This window comes from Algirhabdus cladophorae, from assembly GCF_044772865.1.
Taxonomy (GTDB): domain Bacteria; phylum Pseudomonadota; class Alphaproteobacteria; order Rhodobacterales; family Rhodobacteraceae; genus Algirhabdus; species Algirhabdus cladophorae.
This window is the reverse complement of the sequence record NZ_CP173029.1, coordinates 1706118-1725411: the sequence shown is the minus strand read 5'-3', so window position 1 is coordinate 1725411 and position 19294 is coordinate 1706118. Positions and strand designations below refer to the sequence as shown.

The following is a 19294-nucleotide window of genomic DNA, read 5'->3' as shown; positions in this document are numbered from 1 at the left end:
AATGCCCTGAAGCTGCACGGGACGCAAGGCCCTCCCCACCGGATCCAGCATGGGAGGAGGGGCTATTTGCGCATTACCCTGCCGGTGCCAATTTTGTGACTGCTGGCCATGTGCACGGGCCGTGGTTTGGCTGGACAGGACGCGCCATGCCTCTATGGTCGGGGAAAATCGCCTGTGAGGATTCAAATGCACTCTATCAAGATGAGTTTCTGCGCACTGTTGGTGACCTGTTTGCCCTGTGCGGGATTTGCCCAAGGGCAAATGAACGCCTTGTTTGAGGCCCTTAAAATCGGACCGCTGATTGAAGTGATGCGCGACGAGGGCTTGGGCTATGGCGATGATCTGGCTGCTGATCTGTTCCCCGGGCGCGGTTTGGACGGCTGGCGCAAAAGCGTGTCGGCCATTTACGATTTGGACCGCATGGATCAGATCGTCACCTCAACCATGAGCGAGGTCTTGGCAGACACAGATCTGGATCCGCTGTTGACCTTTTTTAACTCGGACCTTGGGCAAGAGATTGTACTGCTCGAGCTTAATGCGCGCATCGCTTTTCTAGACAATGCTGTGGAAGAGGCTGCCAAGGCGCAAATGCAGTCCATGGCAGAGGCCGAGGATCCCCGCTTTGATCTCATCGAAACCTTCACTTTGGAAAATGACCTGATCGAGACCAACGTCGTAGGCGCGATGAATGCCAATTACGCCTTCTATTTGGGTCTTGCCAGCGATCCTGCCGCCGGGTTCGACCTGAGCGAGGAAGACATGCTGACGGATGTGTGGTCGCAAGAGCCTGACATTCGCCAATCCACAATCGAATGGGTCTACAGCTATTTGACCATGGCCTATCAACCCCTGTCCGATGCGGAACTTACGCAATATCTGGACCTGACCCTGACCGAAGAAGGCCGTGATCTGACCCGGGCTTTGTTCGAAGGGTTCGATGATATGTTCGTGGGGATCTCGCAGGCATTGGGTGTGGCGGCTTCTCAGTTTATGGCCGGTCAAGACCTTTAGCCGCAAACCCGTTAGCCTTGTGGGGCAGGGCGTGGATCACCGTGTACCATCAAGGCCACCACCAACGCCTCGGCGTCAGTAGCATAAAGCGCTGGATCGGCCTGTAAGGCTGCCAACACTGCGGGCTGTTGGGCAGGACGCACATGGGCCAACGACATGGCTTTGGTCAAAAATGGACCACCTTGGGTCGACACATTTGTCATGATGCGGTTTTGGTTTTGGGCCACGTAATCTGCCACGCGGTTGCGTCGCGCATTGTAGAACGCATTGTTCAGGCCAGTGTTCAGGGCTGCGGCGGGCCAAGTCAGCGGATTGCCCAAATGGTTTGCACCACTTGAAGTGGGTCCCGAAGAACAGGCCGACAGGCAAAGCACAGATAAGATATAGATTTTCCTAGAAAACATACCGCAACGCACCCCATTTTGCCTTGACTTGCAAGGTCAACCTGACGATAAGCCGCCATCTGGGCAGAATCCGTCTGACCAGTGAACTAAAATGACGCCCCAACGGGCGCGCTGTTACTTGGTACCAAACGCCTGTAAATACAGGGACCAACACGACGCGGTGAAAAAGGAATAAACTCATGTTTGCAGTCCTCAAGACTGGCGGCAAGCAGTATAAAGTTTCTAGCGGCGATGTGCTGCGTGTTGAGAAACTGGCTGCTGATGCGGGTGAAACCGTACAATTCAACGAAATTCTCATGGTTGGTTCAACTGTTGGTAGCCCAACTGTTGAAGGCGCAGGCGTCCAAGCCGAAGTCATCGACCAGATCAAAGGCGTCAAGACAATCAACTTTGTCAAACGCCGTCGTAAGCACTCGTCCAAGCGGACCAAAGGTCACCGTCAGCAACTGACACTGTTGCGCGTCACCGATATTTTGGAAAAAGGCGCAGACAAGTCCGGCGTTAAGGCCGCCGTTGGCGCTGGTTCTGTTGCTGGTGTGGCTGTAGCCGCGGCTGCAGCAAGCAAGCCTGCTGCGAAAAAAGTAGCCGCTCCTAAGGCCGAAAAGAAAGCAGCGGCTCCTAAAGCCAAAGCCGCGCCAAAGGTTGAAGAGGCCACAGCAGATACTGCAGCTGTGAAGCCGGCCAACCTGCTGACCGAAGCCCGCGATGGCAAAGCAGACGATCTGAAGCTGATCTCAGGCGTAGGTCCCAAGCTGGAAGGCTTGCTGCACGAGAACGGCGTTTTCCACTTCGACCAGATCGCAGCTTGGAATTCTGAAGAAATCGCGTATATGGATGACCAACTGTCGTTCAAAGGTCGCATCGAGCGCGACGAATGGATTAAACAAGCTTCCGAGCTTATGAAAGGCTAAGGAGAGACACCATGGCACATAAAAAAGCAGGCGGTTCATCCCGTAACGGTCGCGACTCAGCTGGTCGTCGCCTCGGCGTTAAAAAATTTGGTGGCGAAGCTGTCATCCCAGGCAACATCATCATGCGTCAGCGTGGCACAAAGATGTGGCCGGGCGCAGGCGTTGGCATGGGCAAAGACCACACGATCTTTGCAACTGTCGAAGGCCAAGTGAAATTTCACAAAGGCCTGAAACAGCGTACCTTTATTTCGGTTCTCCCAGTGGCGGAGGCCGCTGAATAAGCCGAAACCTCAGGTTTAAATTTTTTAGGGGATCGGCGGAAACGCCGGTCCTTTTTCTTTTTTCAAACGGGGGATCCAGAATGATATCCCAAATTGTTACAGATCGATTGGTTATGCGCCCTTTGGTGGCGGCTGACGGGGACCGCGTGGTTGAAATGCTGAATAATTATTCAGTGTCCCAATGGCTTGCCCGTGTCCCGTTTCCGTTTTCACACAGTGACCTGCGGATACTGGATGAAAATGGTGGTTCACGCTGGCCCGGTTTGATGGGGATCAGTTTGGATGGCACGCTGATTGGCGGACTGTCCTGTGGCACCGATTTTGGCTACTATCTGACACCCGCCTTTTGGGGCCGTGGTCTTGCCACAGAGGCAGGGCGTGCTGTGCTTGAGACTTATTTTCAACAGACCCAAGCCAACCAGATCGGGGCCGGCTATTTCCCCAATAATGCGCCTTCGAAGCGGGTGCTGGATAAACTTGGCTTTAAATATTTGCGCCGTGGTCGGCAGCATTGCACGGCCCAAGGCGCGGATTTGGACCATGTGGAAGTGGAATTGACCCGCGCTGATTGGGAGGCACAGCAATGAGTGTAGCCATCACCAGTTTTGCTGTATTTGCAGCCAGCCAAGTGGGTACCCCTGGACCTGCAAACATGGCCCTTTTGGCCACAGGGGCACGGTTTGGGTTCAAGGCGGCCCTCCCGTTTGTCGCAGGCGTGGCCTTGGGCAAACAATTGATCATTTGGCCCGTTGGGTTTGGACTGATGGAACTGGCAGATCAGGCCCCTTGGATATTCGAAGTGCTCAAATGGCTGTCCGTGGCCTATATTTGCTATCTTGCGTGGCGCGTGGCCAATTTGCGACTGAACACGGATTCAGGCGATGCACCCGCGCCGTCATTTTGGGCAGGCCTGATAGTGCATCCGCTCAATCCCAAAGCATGGGCGATGATTGTTGGTGGCTTCACCAGCTTTGTGACCCCGGGCACGCCAGTTTTCACAGCCACCGCCACGATTGCCGCAGTGTTGTTAATCACCCAGTTGCTTTTGCATCCTATTTGGACTTTCGCAGGCGATCGCATCGCCGCCACGGTGGCAGGCAAACCTGCCGAGAAATACCTAATGTGGGGCCTTGCGGCCCTTACAGTGCTGTCCGTCTTTTACGCAGTGTTCGCAGGAGCCCAGTCATGAAGCAGACCTCTCAAGTACCCCAAAATGATGCGCGGGCCCCTCAGGTTGTGATCCGCACAGAACGCTTTGTGCTGCGTCCCATACAATCCAGTGATCTTGGCCAAATCACCCAACACGCCAGTGACGAACGTGTGGCCCGATCCACCACGTCGATACCGCATCCGATGCCGCCCGGTGCCTCTGACGCGTTGTTGGAGCGTGCCCATAATCCCGCGCGTACCGAAGACATCTGGGCCATTGTTGTACCCTCGGAGCGGGGCGATGACTTGATGGGGCTGATCAGTTTAGAACGCCTGGACCGTGAGCAATCCGAGATCGGCTATTGGGTCGTGCCCGCCCTATGGAACAGTGGGATCGCGAGTGAGGCCTTGCAGGCGCTATTTGCCGCCAATCCGCAAGCCAGCAAAACCATCTTTGCAGAGGTGTTTCAGGACAATCCGGCTTCGGCACGGGTCCTGACCAACCAAGGTTTTGAATACTTGGGCGATGCCGAAGCCTTTTCGGTTGCCCGCGACGCAGCTGTTGCCACTTGGACCTATTCCAAGAAATGTACTTGAGGCCCTTGGCAAGGTCAGGATAGGACACATCCATGAAGTTTCTTGATCTTGCAAAAGTCTACATCCGTTCCGGCGGTGGTGGTGGGGGTTGCGTCAGCTTTCGCCGTGAAAAGTACATCGAATACGGTGGTCCTGATGGGGGCGACGGTGGCCGTGGTGGCGATGTGGTGGCGGAAGCCGTCGATGGGCTGAACACGCTGATCGATTTTCGCTACCAACAGCACTTTTTCGCAAAGAACGGTGTGCCCGGTATGGGCGCGCAACGCACGGGTGCGGATGGCGACACAATTGTCTTGCGCGTGCCTGTGGGCACTGAAATTCTGGACGAAGATCAGGAAACGGTCATCGCCGATATCACCGAAGTGGGCCAGCGCGTTGTGTTGGCCAAAGGTGGTAATGGTGGCTTTGGCAACCTCCATTTCAAATCTGCCACGAACCAAGCGCCACGTCGTGCCAATCCAGGCCTACCGGGAGTCGAACGCACAATCTGGCTGCGTTTGAAACTGATCGCCGATGCAGGTCTGTTGGGCATGCCCAACGCTGGTAAGTCCACGTTTTTGGCTGCCAGTTCCAATGCGCGGCCCAAGATTGCGGATTATCCCTTTACCACGCTGCATCCTAATTTGGGCGTGGTGGGCATTGATAACGCAGAGTTTGTCATGGCCGATATTCCGGGTCTGATTGCTGGCGCCTCTGAGGGGCGCGGTATCGGGGACCGGTTTTTGGGACATGTGGAACGCTGTTCGGTCTTGTTGCATTTGGTGGATGGCACGTCCGAGACGATTGCCGAGGATTACCAAACCATCATCACCGAACTCGAGGCCTATGGCGGTGAGTTGGCGTTCAAACCAAGGGTCACAGCGCTGAACAAGATCGACGCGCTCGACGAAGAAGAACGGGCGGCGGCCAAAGCCGAGCTTGAACAGGCCGTGGGAGCCCGCGTGATGATGTTGTCAGGGGTCAGTCGCGAAGGTCTGCCCCAAGTGTTGCGCGCTGTGCGTTCCGAGATCGAAGAGGATCGTCTGCGGCTGAAGAATGCAGATGTGGAACCTGAAACATGGAAGCCCTAAGGACACCCAAACGACTGGTTGTTAAAATCGGCTCGGCCCTTTTGGTGGACGCCGCCGCTGGTGTTTTGAAATCCGCGTGGTTGAACTCGCTTGTCGCCGATGCAGCGCAGCTTAAAGAGCAGGGCGTTGAAGTTGTTTTCGTCTCTTCCGGATCGATTGCATTGGGCCGTCATTTGTTGGGTTTACCTGCAGGCGCGCTGGCTTTGGAACAATCCCAGGCCGCAGCCGCTGTAGGCCAAATCCACTTGGCCCGCGCTTATGATGGCGCGTTTGAGGCCCATGGTATTCGCACCGCTCAGGTTTTGTTGACCCTAGAGGACAGTGCAGATCGCAGGCGCTATTTGAACACGCGCGCAACGCTTGAACAATTGCTGGGCCTCGGCGTGGTGCCCATCGTTAATGAAAACGACACTGTGGCCACGGATGAGATCCGCTACGGTGATAATGACCGGTTGGCCGCCCAAGTGGCCGTGACAATCGGTGCAGATCAACTGGTTCTGCTCAGCGACGTAGATGGGCTGTATACTGGCGATCCCAACATGAATAGTGGCGCGCAACACATTGATGTTGTGCAGGAAATTACCTTTGAAATAGAGGCTATGGCCGGAGACGCAGCCTCTGGTCTGTCCAAAGGTGGGATGAAAACCAAGGTTATGGCGGCCAAAATGGCGACAGATGCGGGCTGTGCCATGGCGATTACATTGGGCCTGCCAGAGCATTGCCTGTCGGCGCTATACGACGATGCCAAAGCCACTTGGTTCATGCCCAAAGACGACCCGCAACTTGCCCGCAAACGCTGGATCGCGGCGATGCCACCCAAGGGCGTGGTGACCTTGGATGCAGGGGCTGCTAAGGCGCTGTTGGCTGGAAAATCCTTGCTGCCTGCCGGTGTGACGGACGTCGCGGGTGAGTTTGGGCGGGGCGATCCCGTGGCTATTGAACGACCGGACGGCACCCGCCTTGGGGTCGGCCTCGTGCGCTATGCAAGTGCTGAGGCCCATCTGATCGCGGGACGCCAAAGCCAAGACATCGAAGCCGCCTTGGGCTACCCTGGGCGGGCAGCGCTTATTCACAGAGACGACATGGTGGTCTAAATGGACAAACACGTAGATATCAAAACCCTGATGGCGGACATCGGGTCACGGGCGAAAGCCGCCAGCGCCGAGCTGGCCTTTGCCACGGCTGAACGCAAACACGCGGCCTTGATCGGCGCCGCAGAAGCCGTCTGGAAGAACCGCGCCAAAATCATCGAGGCCAATGGGCGGGACATGGAATTTGGGCGCGACAAGGGCCTGAGCCCGGCGATGCTGGACAGGCTATTGCTGGATGAGGCCCGTGTCCAAGGCATCGTTGACGGCTTGCGGGCTGTGGCCGAACAGAAGGATCCTGTAGGCGACGTGATGACCGAATGGGATATGGCCAGTGGGCTGCATATCCGCCGGGTGCGCACGCCTTTAGGAGTGATCGGTGTGATCTATGAAAGCAGGCCCAATGTCACAGCGGATGCAGGGGCTTTGTGCCTGAAGGCGGGCAATGCAGTGATCCTGCGCGGGGGCTCGGAAAGTTTTCATTCCTCAGGTGCGATCCATCAGTGCTTGGTGCACGGGTTGGAAACTGCAGGCTTGCCTGCGGATGCTGTACAATTGGTCCCCACCCGTGATCGCGCAGCGGTGCAAGAGATGCTGACGATGACAGACACTGTGGACGTGATCGTGCCCCGTGGCGGTAAAGGGTTGGTTGGTTTGGTGCAACGCGAGGCGCGGGTGCCTGTCTTTGCCCATCTCGAAGGGATTTGCCACATTTATGTGGACAAAGCGGCCGACGTTGAAAAAGCCCGTCGTGTCGTGTTGAACGCCAAGACCCGTCGCACCGGAATTTGTGGATCTGCAGAGTGCCTGTTGATCCACCGCGATATCGCTGAAGGCCTAGGTCAGACCTTGGTCGATGATCTGATCGCCGCAGGCGTTGAAGTGCGCGCGCAGGGCCTTCATGGCAGCATCCCTGCGACTGAAGATGATTGGGGTACCGAATTTCTGGACATGAAGATTGCCGTGAAAGTGGTTGATACTAAAGAAGAAGCTGTAAAGCATATCCGTTACTACGGGTCAAACCACACCGATTGTGTTCTGACCGAGGACGATGCGGTCGCAGACTATTTCTTTACCCGTCTCGATAGCGCTATTTTGATGCGCAATGCCTCTACTCAGTTTGCTGATGGTGGTGAGTTTGGCATGGGGGCCGAGATCGGTATCGCTACTGGTAAAATGCATGCGCGCGGTCCTGTCGGGGCCGAGCAATTGACCAGCTTTAAATATCTTGTTGAAGGTGACGGAACCGTCCGGGCCTAGCAGCGCTACAGGCGTAAAATCACGCCCGTTTCGGTTTGGGTGAGGTTCACAACACGGCCTTGGTCGGCCAGTACTTGTCCGGCCAAGGCAAATTGCACCTCTGCTGCGGCCACTGGTGGAGATACCTTGGAGGTGTTCAACACATCCCATGTCTCGGGCGTGATTTTGACCTTTTCGGACAGACCCGTCAGACGCCACCCGCTGGGCAATTCTTCGATACGGATCACGCCACCGTAAGGCATTGCAGTTTCAAGGCACTGGCAGAGCAAAAACAGCAAACGCACCTCTTGGCGCAAAATGTCCGAAGCTGGATCCCATTTGTAGGTCAGACGCCCACCTTTGGACATATCCGTCAGGATCGATACGATCTCGGCCCGGCCAATGCGTTGTTCCGTGGCGGTGGTCCCATAAGCAATGCGGAAGAACCGCACGCGGGCATTGGCGCATTCGATACTTTCTGCAATCAGCGCAATCTCAGGACTATTGGCAAGACCAGACATCGACATAAGTTCAATCCCGTTGGCAATCGCACCCAAAGGGCTGATAAGGTCATGGCAAATCCGCGAGCCAACCAATGTGGAGATGTCAGTGTCTGTCTGGGTCATCCGGAAATATCCTTTGAAGGGGTAAACATGAACGAATTAAACGCGCTGCTTGAACCTGGTATGATTGTGCGTCACCCCGAACAGCCCGATTGGGGAACCGGCCAAGTCCAAAGTAACATTGGGGGTAAAATCACCGTTAATTTCCAAGAAGTTGGAAAGGTCGTGATAGATGGGGCGCGCGTTGTGTTGCTCATAGAGTTCGGCCATTAATTCAGTCAGTTCGTTGATCTTCTAGCACTAAGGTTAACACAACCTTAAGGATACCGAAACGAAACCTTGGATGCCTGCGTTGCTATCGGTCCGGCCGCGGCTTAAACCATAGGGCAATGGTGGCCCCTGCAGAGGCAACAAGCGGTGATATGACGGCTGATCTTTTGGACTTTCGGACCGAGCTTGCATCGTCTCAGGACGATCTTCTGGCGGCCCAGGCCCTACGTTATGAGGTGTTTGTCTCGGAACTGGGCGCTGACGGTTCTATGGTGGATCACGATCGCAAGATCGAACAGGACCGCTACGATGATCATTGTGATCATCTTCTCTTGCGCGAGGCTGGCACAAACCGAGTGGTTGGCGTCTACCGCCTTATGTCGCAAAACGCGGCGGACCGTGCCGGTGGGTTTTATTCTGCCAGCGAATTTGATCTGTCCCCTTTGGAACGCTCCGGTAAGAAACTGCTGGAACTGGGCCGATCCTGTGTCCATCGTGACTACCGTGGCGGCACTGCAATGCTGCATCTTTGGTCTGCGCTGGCGGGTTATATCGACTCCCGTGGAATCGACATTCTGTTTGGTGTGGCCAGCTTTCATGGAACCGATTTGGACGCGTTGTCAGGTCCTTTATCGCTGTTGCATCACAATCATCTGGCCCCCACAGATCTACGCCCGAAGGCCATTGGCCCCACAGCTGTGCCCATGGGCCGGTTTGATGCGCACAGCTTGGATCGCAAGGCCGCAATGTTGGCCGTTCCGCAATTGATAAAAGCCTATCTGCGCTTGGGCGGCTCGGTTGGGGAGGGGGCGTTTGTGGATCATGCGTTCAACACAACAGATGTCTGTCTGGTGTTGGACATAGCCAAAATGAGCCCGAAACAGCGAAAGATTTATACCAGACCAACTGCTGCAAATAACGCGAGCCGCCTATGACGCCTTGGGACGCAGAAACACCTTTGCCACCCTATAAAATGACGCCTGGTCGATGGGTGCTGGCCTGTTTGAGGGGCATTCCGGTGATTTTGCTTTGTGCAATTGGCTTGGGGCTTATGCTATTGCTGCGTTTGATCGAGCGCCCTCTCTTTGGTCTGCGCCGTCCGGTCACCCCGTATATCACCCAAGCAGTGTGTCGAACGGGGCTGCGGATCTTCGGCCTGAAACTCAATATCCAAGGAAGGCCCTCGATTAAACGAGGGGCGTTTGTGGCTAACCACTCGTCTTGGTTGGATATCTTTTTGCTTAACGCCAGCAAACGAATGTATTTCGTGGCCAAGGCCGAAGTTGCGGGTTGGGCCGGCATTGGCTGGCTGGCGCAAGCCACGGGCACTGTTTTTATCAAGCGCAACAGGCAAGAGGCCGCACGCCAAAAACGGGTCTTTGAGGCGCGTCTGAAAGCAGGACACAGGCTATTGTTTTTCCCCGAAGGCACCTCAACCGACGGGATGCGTGTTTTGGGGTTCAAGCCGACACTGTTTGCGGCATTTTTTGAGCCAGAACTGAGGGATATCACAGAACTGCAAGCAATTTCAGTGACCTATCATCCGCCACAAGGCTATGATGAGCGGATCTATGGTTGGTGGGGTGACATGGATTTCAGTCCGCACTTGCTGACGACGCTATCGCTACAGCCACAGGGTCACATAGATGTGGTGTATCACCCGCCGGTGAAAGTCACTGATTTTGCCGACCGCAAAGCCCTGTCTTTGCATCTGGAAACGCAGGTCCGGTCGGGAATGACTAAGCCATTGCTTGACTAAGTGCCTTCAGGGCTGCAACCGCGTCGTCTTGGATCCAAATCTCGGGGCCTATGCCAAAGAAATCTGTAACTGGCGCGTACTGACGGATCAGGTCGGCGTCCAAATGGCCCTCGGCCACAATTGGCACTTCGATCATTTCTGACCACCATTCAAAGGTCTCCAACGCGGCACTTTCGCCGTCGCCCAGCGGGGATGCCCCAACCGGACCAAGTGCTGCGTAATCCGCGCCAGCCTCTGCCGCACTCATGGCATCGTGGCGCGTGGTGCCACAAAAAGCGCCGACAATCGCGTCTTCGCCCAGATCTTTGCGGGTCTTGCGCACATTGCGGGATCCGTCGGCCAAATGCACGCCATCAAGACCCAACCGTTCCACCATCAACACATGATCCGTGATGACCAAGGCCACATCGCGAGCGTGGCAAACTTCGCGCAGCGCGTCACCGGCACGGGCAATCAGATCCTCGTCCTGACTGGCCAGAGCCATACGCACGCAGCCCACCTCGACGCTGTCCAAGCAGCCGGCCAGTTGGGCGGGATAGCGCGATAGCTCGATCTCGGGCGGAGTGATAAGGTAAATCTGTGGGCCTGTGGGCTCGGACGGCTCGGTCATGGCAAGTGCCTTTCGTTTTGCCCTGTCTTACCCAAGGGTTGCGTCTAAGCCAAGGGGTGCTAAACCGCCCCTATGACTCCTGATCCCCAACCTTCCTTCGTTTTGATCCGGCCCCAGATGGGCGAAAACATCGGGGCGGCAGCCCGTGCCATGTGGAATTTCGGTCTGGACCGGATGCGCATAACGGCCCCGCGCGATGGCTGGCCGAACCAAAAGGCCGTTGCGATGGCCTCGGGGGCTGGGCGTTTGCTGGATGAGGCGCGGATGTTTGACACAACGGCCGATGCGCTGGCGGATTGTACCTATGTGTTTGCGACCACAGCGCGGCAACGGGGCCTGACCAAACCTGTATTCTCGCCTGAAGGGGCGATGAAGAAAGCCGCCGAAATGATTGCGCAGGGGCAAAACGTGGCGGTTCTCTTTGGGCCGGAACGGGCCGGGCTGGAAAACGACGACATCGCCCGGGCCAACGCGATCATTAGCGTGCCGGTGAACCCTGAATTTGCGTCCCTGAACTTGGCCCAATGTGTGTTGCTGACGGCCTATGAATGGCAACGGCAAGTGGCCGAGATCACCCATGAAACGGTTGATATGGCCAAAACCGACTGGGCCGAAAACATTGAAGTTGAAAAGCTATCGGATCACTACGAGCAACGGCTGGAGGAGGCGGGATTCTTCTTTCCGTTGCCTAAATCTGAAGGGATGAAGACCAATCTGCGCAATTTCTGGTCCCGTATGCCGCTGACCCGTGCGGATGTGCAAATGATGCACGGCGTCCTGCGTCAAATGGTGCGCTGGAAAGAGCGCGACGATTAAGCGCCACGGCTTGATGCAGGCCCTTTCGCGCATTAGGTTGCGGAGCAGTTCAGATAAGAGGGCAGTATGAACCAGAAACGGTCGATTTTCGAAGAGGTTAGCACCTCAGAAAAACCAGAGCCACAAGCCGCCACAGGGATCATTGATCGGGCCTACAAAGGCGCGCGCGGGGCGATCCGCATCTGGTTGATGGTGCTGTTTGCGATGGTTGTTGTGATGATCGCCGTGGGCGGTCTGACCCGTTTGACAGACAGTGGTCTTTCGATCACCGAATGGAAGCCTGTGACAGGGGCCATGCCACCGATGTCGGCGGAAGTTTGGGCCTCTGAATTTGAAAAATACAAAGCCATTCCCGAATACCAAGAGCAGAACAAAGGCATGTCCATGGCCGAGTTCAAAGTGATCTACTGGTGGGAATGGGGGCATCGTCAGCTGGGCCGCGCAATTGGACTGGTCTGGGCGTTAGGCTTTGGCTTTTTTGCTGTGACCCGCAAAATTCCCACGGGCTGGACCGGCAAACTGCTTGGCGTTGGTGCCTTGGGCGGATTGCAGGGGGCGATTGGCTGGTGGATGGTGGCCAGCGGCCTTGAGGAAGGGATGCTGGACGTGGCCAGTTACCGACTTGCCACCCATCTGGGGCTGGCCTTTGTCATCTTGGGCGTATTGGCGTGGTTCATTTTCCAATTGGGTGCCACAGAGGCTGACTTGATGCAACGGCGCCGTGCGCGTGAGGCCAAATTGTTCAAACTGTCGGCCATCCTGGCAGGCATTGCCTTTGTGCAAATCCTGTTAGGCGCTTTGGTGGCAGGCATTGATGCGGGCCGCAATTACGTGGATTGGCCGCTGATGGCTGGTGGTTTTTTCCCGCCAGAACCTTTCAGTCTGCAACCTGCGTGGCGCAACTTCTTTGAAAACGACGGCTTGGTGCAGTTCATGCACCGGATCGTGGCCTATATCCTTTTTGCCAAAGGGATCTTTGTTTGGTGGCGCGCACGCAGCAGCCCCAACGGATCCACGCGCTTTGCCTTTAATCTGGTGATCGGTGTGATGACGGTTCAAATGGTGCTGGGCATTGTGACTGTGATGAACTCGGCGCCTTGGAACCTTGCGATTGGCCACCAGTTTTTGGCCGTGGTTTTGTGGGTCTCGATCTTGCGCGCACGTTTCCTTGCGGGCTACCCGCAATCCCAATCCGTGAGAGACTGATCCAATGAGTGCCTATGATGATTTGATGAACTACACCCGCACCACATCGGCTTTGGGGCAGGTGGCTGGTCGGCTTGGCTGGGACCAAGAAACCATGATGGCCCGTGGATCTGCGGCGCAACGGAGCGAAGAAATGGGCGCTATGACAACCATTTTGCATGCCCGTCGCAGCGCGCCGGAGGTGGGTGATTGGCTGGCGGCAGCACAGCCTGCCACGGAGGTTGAGACGGCGCAACTGGCCCATATTCAACGATCCTATGATCGCGCCACCAAAGTTCCCGCAGATCTGGCGGCCGAAATCTCAACTGTGACCAGCACCGCCCAAGGCACATGGGCCGAGGCCCGCGCGAGTGAAGACGTGGCCGCTTTCTTGCCCGTATTGTCGCAAGTTGTGGCGCTCAAGCGCGAAGAAGGGTCCGCGTTGGCCGAGGACGGCGCGGTGTATGACGCGATGATCCAAGACTACGAGCCCGGCATTTCTGAGGCTGAAATTACCCAACTTTTTGACCGGATGCGGCCTCGATTGGTCAGCCTCGTGGACCGGATCAAGGGGGCGGATCAACTCGCGGGGATTACTGGAACCTTCGACGAGGCCGGTCAGATTGAGATATCCAATCGTCTTGCGGCAGCGTTCGGCTATGACTTTAACCGTGGCCGCATCGACAAGGCGGTGCATCCGTTTTCAAGCGGCTCGGGCAATGATGTGCGCATCACAACCCGCACCAGCGAAACCGATCCGTTCAACTGCTTTTATTCCACTGTGCACGAGGTGGGCCACGCCTGTTACGAGCAAAACATCGATCAGACCTATGGGCTAACGCCCTTGGGATCTGGCGTGTCGATGGGCGTTCATGAAAGCCAATCGCGGATCTATGAGAACCAATTGGGCAGATCCGCTGCGTTTTGTGGCTGGCTGCATGGGCAAATGACCGAGGTCTTTGGCGATTTTGGAGTGAACCGCGATGCGTTTTATGGGGCTGTGAACCAAGTTAAATCAGGCTTTATCCGCACAGAATCCGATGAGGTTCAGTACAATCTGCACGTCATGCTGCGCTATGATCTGGAACGCGATCTGATGAACGGCACGCTGGATGTGGCCGATCTGGAAGAGGCTTGGAACACGCGATTTGAGGCAGATTTCGGATTTGCTGTGGATCGCCCTAGTAACGGTTGTTTGCAAGATGTGCATTGGTCCGTTGGACTGTTTGGGTATTTCCCAACCTATAGCTTGGGCAATGTTTACGCGGGCAACCTGTATCAGGCTTTGACCCGCGATGTGCCTGACCTTGCGGGATCATTGGGGCGGGGCGATCCGAGTCCTGCCACTGATTGGCTGCGCGAAAATTTGCAACAACACGGGGGCTTGCGCGCACCCACGCAGACGATTGAAACCGCCTGCGGCTTTGCCCCGACTGAGGCGCCGTTGCTGGATTATTTAGACGAAAAGTTCAGCGCACTCTATCGTCTGTGATCTGCCCCAATAACCCATCAAAGGCGATCTGATAGGTCTCAGGTGTCATGCCTGCGATCTCGAGGATCAATTTGCGGCGCACAGCATCCGCAAAGGTCGCGCGGCTTTCGGCAGTGACCATAAACGCCCCGGGCCCGCCAATGATCCGGTTTGCATACTCAGCCTCAAGGTTCGCACCGGCGCGTTTGCCCCGTTCGGGACGCAAAATCGGCAGCGCGTTGATCGTCACACCTGCATCCAACACGGTGCGGCGCGACCCGGCGATGGAGGGACCGTTGGAATTATTCGCACTGTCACCGGAAAAGTCGATCACGGCACGAGGCGCAAATATATCATTGGTCTCGATCAGACGGAGCCCTTCCAGTAAGGCCCCGCCGATAGCATTACCGCCGTAAACCCGCCGCGTCGTGTCTGCGCCCATCAGCGCATTGGCAAAGCCTTCGGCGGTCTCGAGACTGTCTATCATATACCAATCAACCACCACAGCCGTGTTCACAGCCCATTCCACATATGTGACCGCGATATTGCCGTAGATCGAGTTTTCGATTGCCTGGATAATGCGGGGATCTGTCATCGCCAGCGCATAGCCTTGCCGCTGAAATGCCAGTTCTTCGGCATCAATGGATCCGGATCCATCCGCTAATAAAACCAGTTCAAGCCCTGCTTCGCGTTGGGTTTGAGCCATTGCAGAATATGTGCCCAGCAGCACAATCGAGATAATGCGCAGAATCTGTTTCATGGCCAAATGGTAAGGCAAAGCCCCGGCAGAACAACTTTTATTTATCTTGAGACGGCCAATTGGGATCGCGTTTCTCGATAAAAGCATTGATGCCTTCGACAGTGTCTGCATTGCTCATATTTTGAACCATCACGTCACCAGTATAGGCGTAGGCGTCGTCCACTTGCATTTCGATCTGGTTATAAAAGGCCTCCTTGCCGATTTTCACAGCGGATCCAAGTTTTGAGGCCACAAGTTCTGCCAAGGCTCTGGTGTGTTCGGCCAAGTCCGCCTCTGGCACGACCTTGTTGATCAGCCCGACGTCGACGGCTTCACTTGCGGGAATAAACTGGCCTGTGGTCAGCATCTCGAACGCTTTTTTGCGCGGGATATTGCGGCTGAGGGCGACCATGGGCGTCGAACAAAAGAGACCTATGTTGACGCCATTGACGCCAAACCGGGTGCCTTCGGCGGCCACGGCCATATCACAGGTGGCCACCAGTTGCGCACCAGCCGCTGTGGCGATGCCATGGACCTGTGCGATAACAGGCTGGGGCAGGGTGCGGATCTGTTGCATCATGTTGGCACACCTATCAAAAAGCGCTTTCAACGCGACACTTCCACCATCGGGACTTTGACGTTTGTCGGCGATCTCGCGCAGGTTATGGCCCGCACAAAACGCCTTGCCTGCGCCAGAGATGATCACAGCGCGTATTGTTTTGTCAGCAGCAATTTCGGTTAGGTTTTGGCTGACATCGGCAATCATTTGATCGGACAACGCGTTTAATGTCTGTGGGTTGTTCATGGTCAAATGCGCAACGCCGCTGCGGTCGGTTCTGTCTAACATCTTGTCCTCCCCTGAGTTTGCAGCGAAGCTAGGCGCAAAAAGGGAATGTGCCAATGGCAATTGTGATGGACGCAGGCGCACTAGAGGCGTTTTTGAGCCAAGAATTTACTCAGGTCGCAGATGATTTTGGCATAGATCATGTAGGCGACGACGGTGTGACAGTGCGCCTAAAAGTGACTGATAAACATCTGCGCCCCGGTGGAACAGTGTCCGGGCCATCGATGTTTGCCCTTGCAGATGTTGGCGTATACTTGGCGATCCTCAGTCAGATTGGACCCAAAGCCCTTGCTGTGACCACCAATTGCAGCATTGATTTTATGCGTAAACCTGCCGCCGGAGTGGACCTGATTGCCCAGACACGGTTGTTGAAATTAGGTCGCGTCTTGGCTGTTGGGGACGTGCTTGTGTTCTCGGAAGGTATGGATAAACCCGTGGCCCGCGCTTCGTTGACGTATTCAATACCGCCCGCTGGTTAACTCTGGCCGGCGCAGGCACCCGCAGCCCAGGGTGTTCTAGCTTATGACATAATCACCTGTTGGTTCAGATGCATCATCGCCCCGAAGCAACACATAGCCCGCGCGACCAGCGGCCTTAGCGCGATACACGGCCTGATCGGCCAATCTTAGGACATTGGCGCGTTCCATGGGGACCTGCCACTGCGCAATCCCGACAGACGCCGAGATATGGCAAGAGGTGCTTGCGTCTACCTTAAACCGGAACCCTTGGGAAATGTTGGAGGCTATTTCTTTCAGCTCGGACACAGCAGGTTTAGCCAAAAAGACCGCGAATTCCTCGCCACCGATGCGTGCAACCGGGTGTGTCGGGCTAAAACACTGACTTAGAAAAGCGCTGGTTTCCCGCAAACAAGCATCTCCAACGTCGTGCCCAAACCTGTCGTTGATCTTTTTGAAGAAATCGATGTCGATGATCATAATTGCATCATTGGCCTCCAAAGTCTGTAGAGTTATGTCCATAAACCAGCGTCGATTGGGCAGCTTGGTCAGTGTATCTTGCGTTGCTTGGCGGTAGAGGCGTTTTGCAAAGAGTTCAGATGACCAATCAGCATCAGGGCAAAGGCGCACATCGGAAGCGCGGTAAACGCGGCGTCAGAAAAGTTATCCCAGAAGGATTTATTATCCGGAAACCTGTGCTGTATCACGTGACGCAAATGGTTAAAGCTGCCACCGATGAGCATGAAGATCAGAAGTTTGAATACGAAATCTATCTTGCCCACGGGGGCCGTTAATCGAATAAACTTTTCCATTCCCCCACCGTCCAAAAAATGCATCCGCCTATCTGCTTTGATAGCACGAATATACGGCTGGTGCATTGACGTTTGGTAAAGCGGCCAACAGGGAAAAATAATCGATAGTAAAAACCGGTCAAACCAAAGGGTTTGGGTGGGATTTATTGGGCTCACTGGTTGGGCAACCAAAAGAGGGCCGGATTACTCCGGCCCCAAGTCTATTCTGGCGGACGGGGAAGTCAGGTGAGGGTTAACTCACGCCAGAATATGCAATGATTACCCCTGCCAGAACCAACGGTTCGCCTCGATATAAGCGGCGCGGGGTGTCATGCCGATGTCTTCGAGCTGGGCATCGGACAGGGACATCAACTGTTTACGGGTGCGATAGCGCGTTTCCCATTTGGCAATCACAACCGCAAACGCCACAACTGCCTGCGTGAAGGCAGAGAAGTGAAAATCCTGAAGCTCGTTCAAGGGGCGGGGTGTGTGATTGAGGGCAAGCATGCCTTTCTCCAATGTTGTGTTTAAAGATATTGTATTGATACAATGTAGCGATTTTGCTACAAGTAATGCGTACAATACAAAAATGATTCCTGTCTAATGAAAGATTGTAATGAATACAATTTGGTTTCCTGATCTCGAAAACGCCACTGGCCCCAAATACAAAACACTGGTCGAGGCGCTTGAACGCGCCATTGCCAACGGCGATCTCACTGTGGGGGAAAAACTACCACCTGTGCGGGAAGTGGCGTGGCAAATGAAAATTACCCCAGGCACCGTGGCGCGTGCCTACAGCATTCTGACGGATCGCAGTGTTCTTGAGGCGGTGGTGGGACGCGGTACCTTTGTCGCACCGCCGCAAAGTCCCGTGATGGAAGATGTCTGGTCGCGGTCCTCGACGGCGTTGACGGAAGCCGGGGCTGTCAACCTCTTTAGCCCGCGCCTGCCAGATCAGGGGCAAGTCGACTTGATGCGGCAGGCCTTACAAGCCGTGTCCAAGGGGCCAACCCAGAGCTTTCTGAACTACCCAACGCGCGATGCCTACAAACCTGCGCGTGAAGCGGTTTTGCAGTGGTTGGGGGATATGGATCTTGGAGCCCTAGCCGAAGATGAGATTGTGCTGACACACGGGGGACAAAACGCCATATCGCTGGCGTTCCAAGCACGGCTGGCGGGCGCGCGTCCCGTGATATTGGTGGAGGAGCTGACCTATGCAGGCTTTCGCCGGGCCGCGGAGATGTTGCGCGTTGATGTGGTGGGCGTGCCGTCGGACGCAGAGGGTATCATCCCGGCTGAGTTGGACCGGATTGCACAGCGCACAGGGGCCCAGATGTTTTGCACCTCTCCCGAAGTGCAAAATCCAACAGGACATTTTACCGGGCTTGAGCGCCGCAAAGAGCTGATAAAGGTCTGCAAGCGTCGCGATATGGATATTTTGGAAGACGATTGCTACCGCATTGGGGCGGCACGCTGCCCCAGCTATCGTGGGTTATGGCCTGAGGGCGCGTGGTATATCTCGTCCATCTCAAAGACCATCACGCCGGCTTTGCGCGTAGGCTTTGCTGTGGCCCCGAAGGGTCAGATGACAGATTTACGCCGTGCGGCGGAATACGGGTTTTTTGGTCTCGCGTGGCCCTTGGCGGAAGTGGCGCGTCGGGTCTTGAGCGATCCACAAACGGTGAGTATTCAACAGGCCGTCAGCACCCAATTGCGACGCTACATCGAAGTGGCCGTAAATACACTGGGCGGGCAAGACTTGGGATGGCGGTCTGATGTTCCTTTTGTCTGGTTGCGTTTGCCCACGGGGTGGCGGGCCAGTGAATTTACCCGTCAAGCGGAGCGGGCAGGTATTCAAATCCGATCAGCAGATGAATTTGCCTTGCGCGATGGATTGGCCCCAAATGCAGTGCGTATTGCGATCAATGGCCAAATTCCCCTAGAACGCTTTGCGCAAGCTGTTGAAACACTGCGGGATATATTGGCCCATCCACCAGAGCAAATCAGCGTATAAATGTGGGGTAAATAGATACCTTATTTG

At 55.5% G+C, this 19294-nt stretch carries 25 protein-coding genes; 17 read left to right on the top strand and 8 right to left on the bottom strand.

The genetic code is table 11. The features are described 5' to 3' along the window. The first annotated feature begins 186 nt into the window (after positions 1-186). The gene (locus ACIRQ6_RS08305) at positions 187-1011 is read left to right on the top strand and encodes a hypothetical protein (RefSeq protein ID WP_420863662.1); all 825 of its coding nucleotides are present in this window, start codon (positions 187-189) and stop codon (positions 1009-1011) included. A gap of 11 nt (positions 1012-1022) precedes the next feature. Here ACIRQ6_RS08305 and ACIRQ6_RS08300 read toward each other — a convergent pair whose 3' ends face one another. Further along, complete coding sequence (locus ACIRQ6_RS08300; RefSeq protein WP_420863661.1) at positions 1023-1415, bottom strand: hypothetical protein; 393 nt, start codon at positions 1413-1415, stop codon at positions 1023-1025. Between the two features lie 179 nt (positions 1416-1594). On the opposite strand from ACIRQ6_RS08300, the gene ACIRQ6_RS08295 reads away from it, so the two are divergent. The 8 genes from ACIRQ6_RS08295 to ACIRQ6_RS08260 all read left to right on the top strand — a co-directional run bounded on the left by ACIRQ6_RS08295 (position 1595) and on the right by ACIRQ6_RS08260 (position 7771). Then, a complete protein-coding gene (locus ACIRQ6_RS08295) occupies positions 1595-2326 on the top strand; it encodes a 50S ribosomal protein L21 (protein ID WP_420863660.1) in 732 nt (243 codons plus the stop codon). A gap of 11 nt (positions 2327-2337) precedes the next feature. After that, positions 2338-2607, top strand: coding sequence for a 50S ribosomal protein L27 (gene rpmA, locus ACIRQ6_RS08290; protein WP_420863659.1), 270 nt, complete (start codon positions 2338-2340; stop codon positions 2605-2607). 80 nt (positions 2608-2687) lie between these two features. Next, the gene (locus ACIRQ6_RS08285; RefSeq protein WP_420863658.1) at positions 2688-3194 is read left to right on the top strand and encodes a GNAT family N-acetyltransferase; all 507 of its coding nucleotides are present in this window, start codon (positions 2688-2690) and stop codon (positions 3192-3194) included. Beyond that, positions 3191-3796 carry a LysE family translocator gene (locus ACIRQ6_RS08280; RefSeq protein WP_420863657.1) on the top strand — a complete coding sequence of 202 codons (606 nt, stop codon included), beginning with the start codon at positions 3191-3193 and terminating at the stop codon, positions 3794-3796. The genes ACIRQ6_RS08285 and ACIRQ6_RS08280 overlap by 4 nt, the downstream gene beginning before the upstream one ends. After that, on the top strand, positions 3793-4353 hold the full coding sequence (locus tag ACIRQ6_RS08275; RefSeq protein WP_420863656.1) for a GNAT family N-acetyltransferase: 561 nt from the start codon (positions 3793-3795) through the stop codon (positions 4351-4353). The genes ACIRQ6_RS08280 and ACIRQ6_RS08275 overlap by 4 nt, the downstream gene beginning before the upstream one ends. A 32-nt stretch (positions 4354-4385) precedes the next feature. Further along, positions 4386-5423 (top strand): GTPase ObgE, encoded by a 1038-nt coding sequence (gene obgE, locus ACIRQ6_RS08270; protein WP_420863655.1) that lies wholly within the window; start codon positions 4386-4388, stop codon positions 5421-5423. After that, positions 5411-6517 carry a glutamate 5-kinase gene (proB, locus tag ACIRQ6_RS08265; protein ID WP_420863654.1) on the top strand — a complete coding sequence of 369 codons (1107 nt, stop codon included), beginning with the start codon at positions 5411-5413 and terminating at the stop codon, positions 6515-6517. Before obgE ends, proB begins: the two co-directional genes overlap by 13 nt. Continuing rightward, a complete protein-coding gene (locus ACIRQ6_RS08260; protein WP_420863653.1) occupies positions 6518-7771 on the top strand; it encodes a glutamate-5-semialdehyde dehydrogenase in 1254 nt (417 codons plus the stop codon). 5 nt (positions 7772-7776) lie between these two features. Here ACIRQ6_RS08260 and ACIRQ6_RS08255 read toward each other — a convergent pair whose 3' ends face one another. Further along, positions 7777-8376 (bottom strand): histidine phosphotransferase family protein, encoded by a 600-nt coding sequence (locus ACIRQ6_RS08255; protein WP_420863652.1) that lies wholly within the window; start codon positions 8374-8376, stop codon positions 7777-7779. A 27-nt stretch (positions 8377-8403) separates the two neighbouring features. Here ACIRQ6_RS08255 and ACIRQ6_RS08250 point away from each other — a divergent pair, with 27 nt between their 5' ends. From ACIRQ6_RS08250 to ACIRQ6_RS08240, 3 genes are all read left to right on the top strand, one after another. Next, a complete protein-coding gene (locus ACIRQ6_RS08250) occupies positions 8404-8586 on the top strand; it encodes a DUF3553 domain-containing protein (protein ID WP_420863651.1) in 183 nt (60 codons plus the stop codon). Positions 8587-8735: 149 nt separating this feature from the next. Then, a complete protein-coding gene (locus ACIRQ6_RS08245) occupies positions 8736-9518 on the top strand; it encodes a GNAT family N-acetyltransferase (protein ID WP_420863650.1) in 783 nt (260 codons plus the stop codon). A 38-nt stretch (positions 9519-9556) separates the two neighbouring features. Beyond that, entirely contained in the window at positions 9557-10342 is a 786-nt protein-coding gene (locus ACIRQ6_RS08240; RefSeq protein WP_420863649.1) for a lysophospholipid acyltransferase family protein, read from the top strand. On the opposite strand, the gene ACIRQ6_RS08235 is transcribed toward ACIRQ6_RS08240, so the two are convergent. Further along, positions 10323-10952: a thiamine phosphate synthase gene (locus ACIRQ6_RS08235; protein ID WP_420863648.1), complete on the bottom strand. Its 630-nt coding sequence runs from the start codon at positions 10950-10952 to the stop codon at positions 10323-10325. The genes ACIRQ6_RS08240 and ACIRQ6_RS08235 overlap by 20 nt on opposite strands. A 72-nt stretch (positions 10953-11024) precedes the next feature. Between ACIRQ6_RS08235 and ACIRQ6_RS08230 the strand changes: the two genes are divergently transcribed. The 3 genes from ACIRQ6_RS08230 (at position 11025) to ACIRQ6_RS08220 (ending at position 14445) form a co-directional block, all read left to right on the top strand. Next, complete coding sequence (locus tag ACIRQ6_RS08230; RefSeq protein WP_420863647.1) at positions 11025-11768, top strand: RNA methyltransferase; 744 nt, start codon at positions 11025-11027, stop codon at positions 11766-11768. Positions 11769-11834: 66 nt separating this feature from the next. Beyond that, the gene (ctaA, locus tag ACIRQ6_RS08225) at positions 11835-12974 is read left to right on the top strand and encodes a heme A synthase (RefSeq protein ID WP_420863646.1); all 1140 of its coding nucleotides are present in this window, start codon (positions 11835-11837) and stop codon (positions 12972-12974) included. Positions 12975-12978: 4 nt separating this feature from the next. Further along, complete coding sequence (locus ACIRQ6_RS08220) at positions 12979-14445, top strand: carboxypeptidase M32 (protein WP_420863645.1); 1467 nt, start codon at positions 12979-12981, stop codon at positions 14443-14445. Here the strand turns inward: ACIRQ6_RS08220 and ACIRQ6_RS08215 are convergent. After that, positions 14423-15184 carry a DUF1194 domain-containing protein gene (locus ACIRQ6_RS08215; RefSeq protein ID WP_420863644.1) on the bottom strand — a complete coding sequence of 254 codons (762 nt, stop codon included), beginning with the start codon at positions 15182-15184 and terminating at the stop codon, positions 14423-14425. The genes ACIRQ6_RS08220 and ACIRQ6_RS08215 overlap by 23 nt on opposite strands. 37 nt (positions 15185-15221) lie before the next feature. Beyond that, positions 15222-16064: an enoyl-CoA hydratase gene (locus ACIRQ6_RS08210; protein ID WP_420863643.1), complete on the bottom strand. Its 843-nt coding sequence runs from the start codon at positions 16062-16064 to the stop codon at positions 15222-15224. On the opposite strand from ACIRQ6_RS08210, the gene ACIRQ6_RS08205 reads away from it, so the two are divergent. Further along, a complete protein-coding gene (locus ACIRQ6_RS08205; protein WP_420863642.1) occupies positions 16064-16486 on the top strand; it encodes a PaaI family thioesterase in 423 nt (140 codons plus the stop codon). The two genes, ACIRQ6_RS08210 and ACIRQ6_RS08205, sit on opposite strands and share 1 nt — an antisense overlap. 36 nt (positions 16487-16522) lie before the next feature. Here ACIRQ6_RS08205 and ACIRQ6_RS08200 read toward each other — a convergent pair whose 3' ends face one another. From ACIRQ6_RS08200 to ACIRQ6_RS08190, 3 genes are all read right to left on the bottom strand, one after another. Beyond that, positions 16523-16984 (bottom strand): GGDEF domain-containing protein, encoded by a 462-nt coding sequence (locus tag ACIRQ6_RS08200; protein WP_420863641.1) that lies wholly within the window; start codon positions 16982-16984, stop codon positions 16523-16525. Positions 16985-17010: 26 nt separating this feature from the next. Further along, complete coding sequence (locus tag ACIRQ6_RS08195) at positions 17011-17340, bottom strand: hypothetical protein (protein ID WP_420863640.1); 330 nt, start codon at positions 17338-17340, stop codon at positions 17011-17013. 192 nt (positions 17341-17532) lie between these two features. Further along, positions 17533-17760 (bottom strand): DUF1127 domain-containing protein, encoded by a 228-nt coding sequence (locus tag ACIRQ6_RS08190; protein ID WP_420863639.1) that lies wholly within the window; start codon positions 17758-17760, stop codon positions 17533-17535. 109 nt (positions 17761-17869) lie between these two features. Between ACIRQ6_RS08190 and ACIRQ6_RS08185 the strand changes: the two genes are divergently transcribed. Continuing rightward, complete coding sequence (locus ACIRQ6_RS08185) at positions 17870-19267, top strand: PLP-dependent aminotransferase family protein (RefSeq protein ID WP_420863638.1); 1398 nt, start codon at positions 17870-17872, stop codon at positions 19265-19267. The last annotated feature ends 27 nt before the right edge of the window (positions 19268-19294 follow it).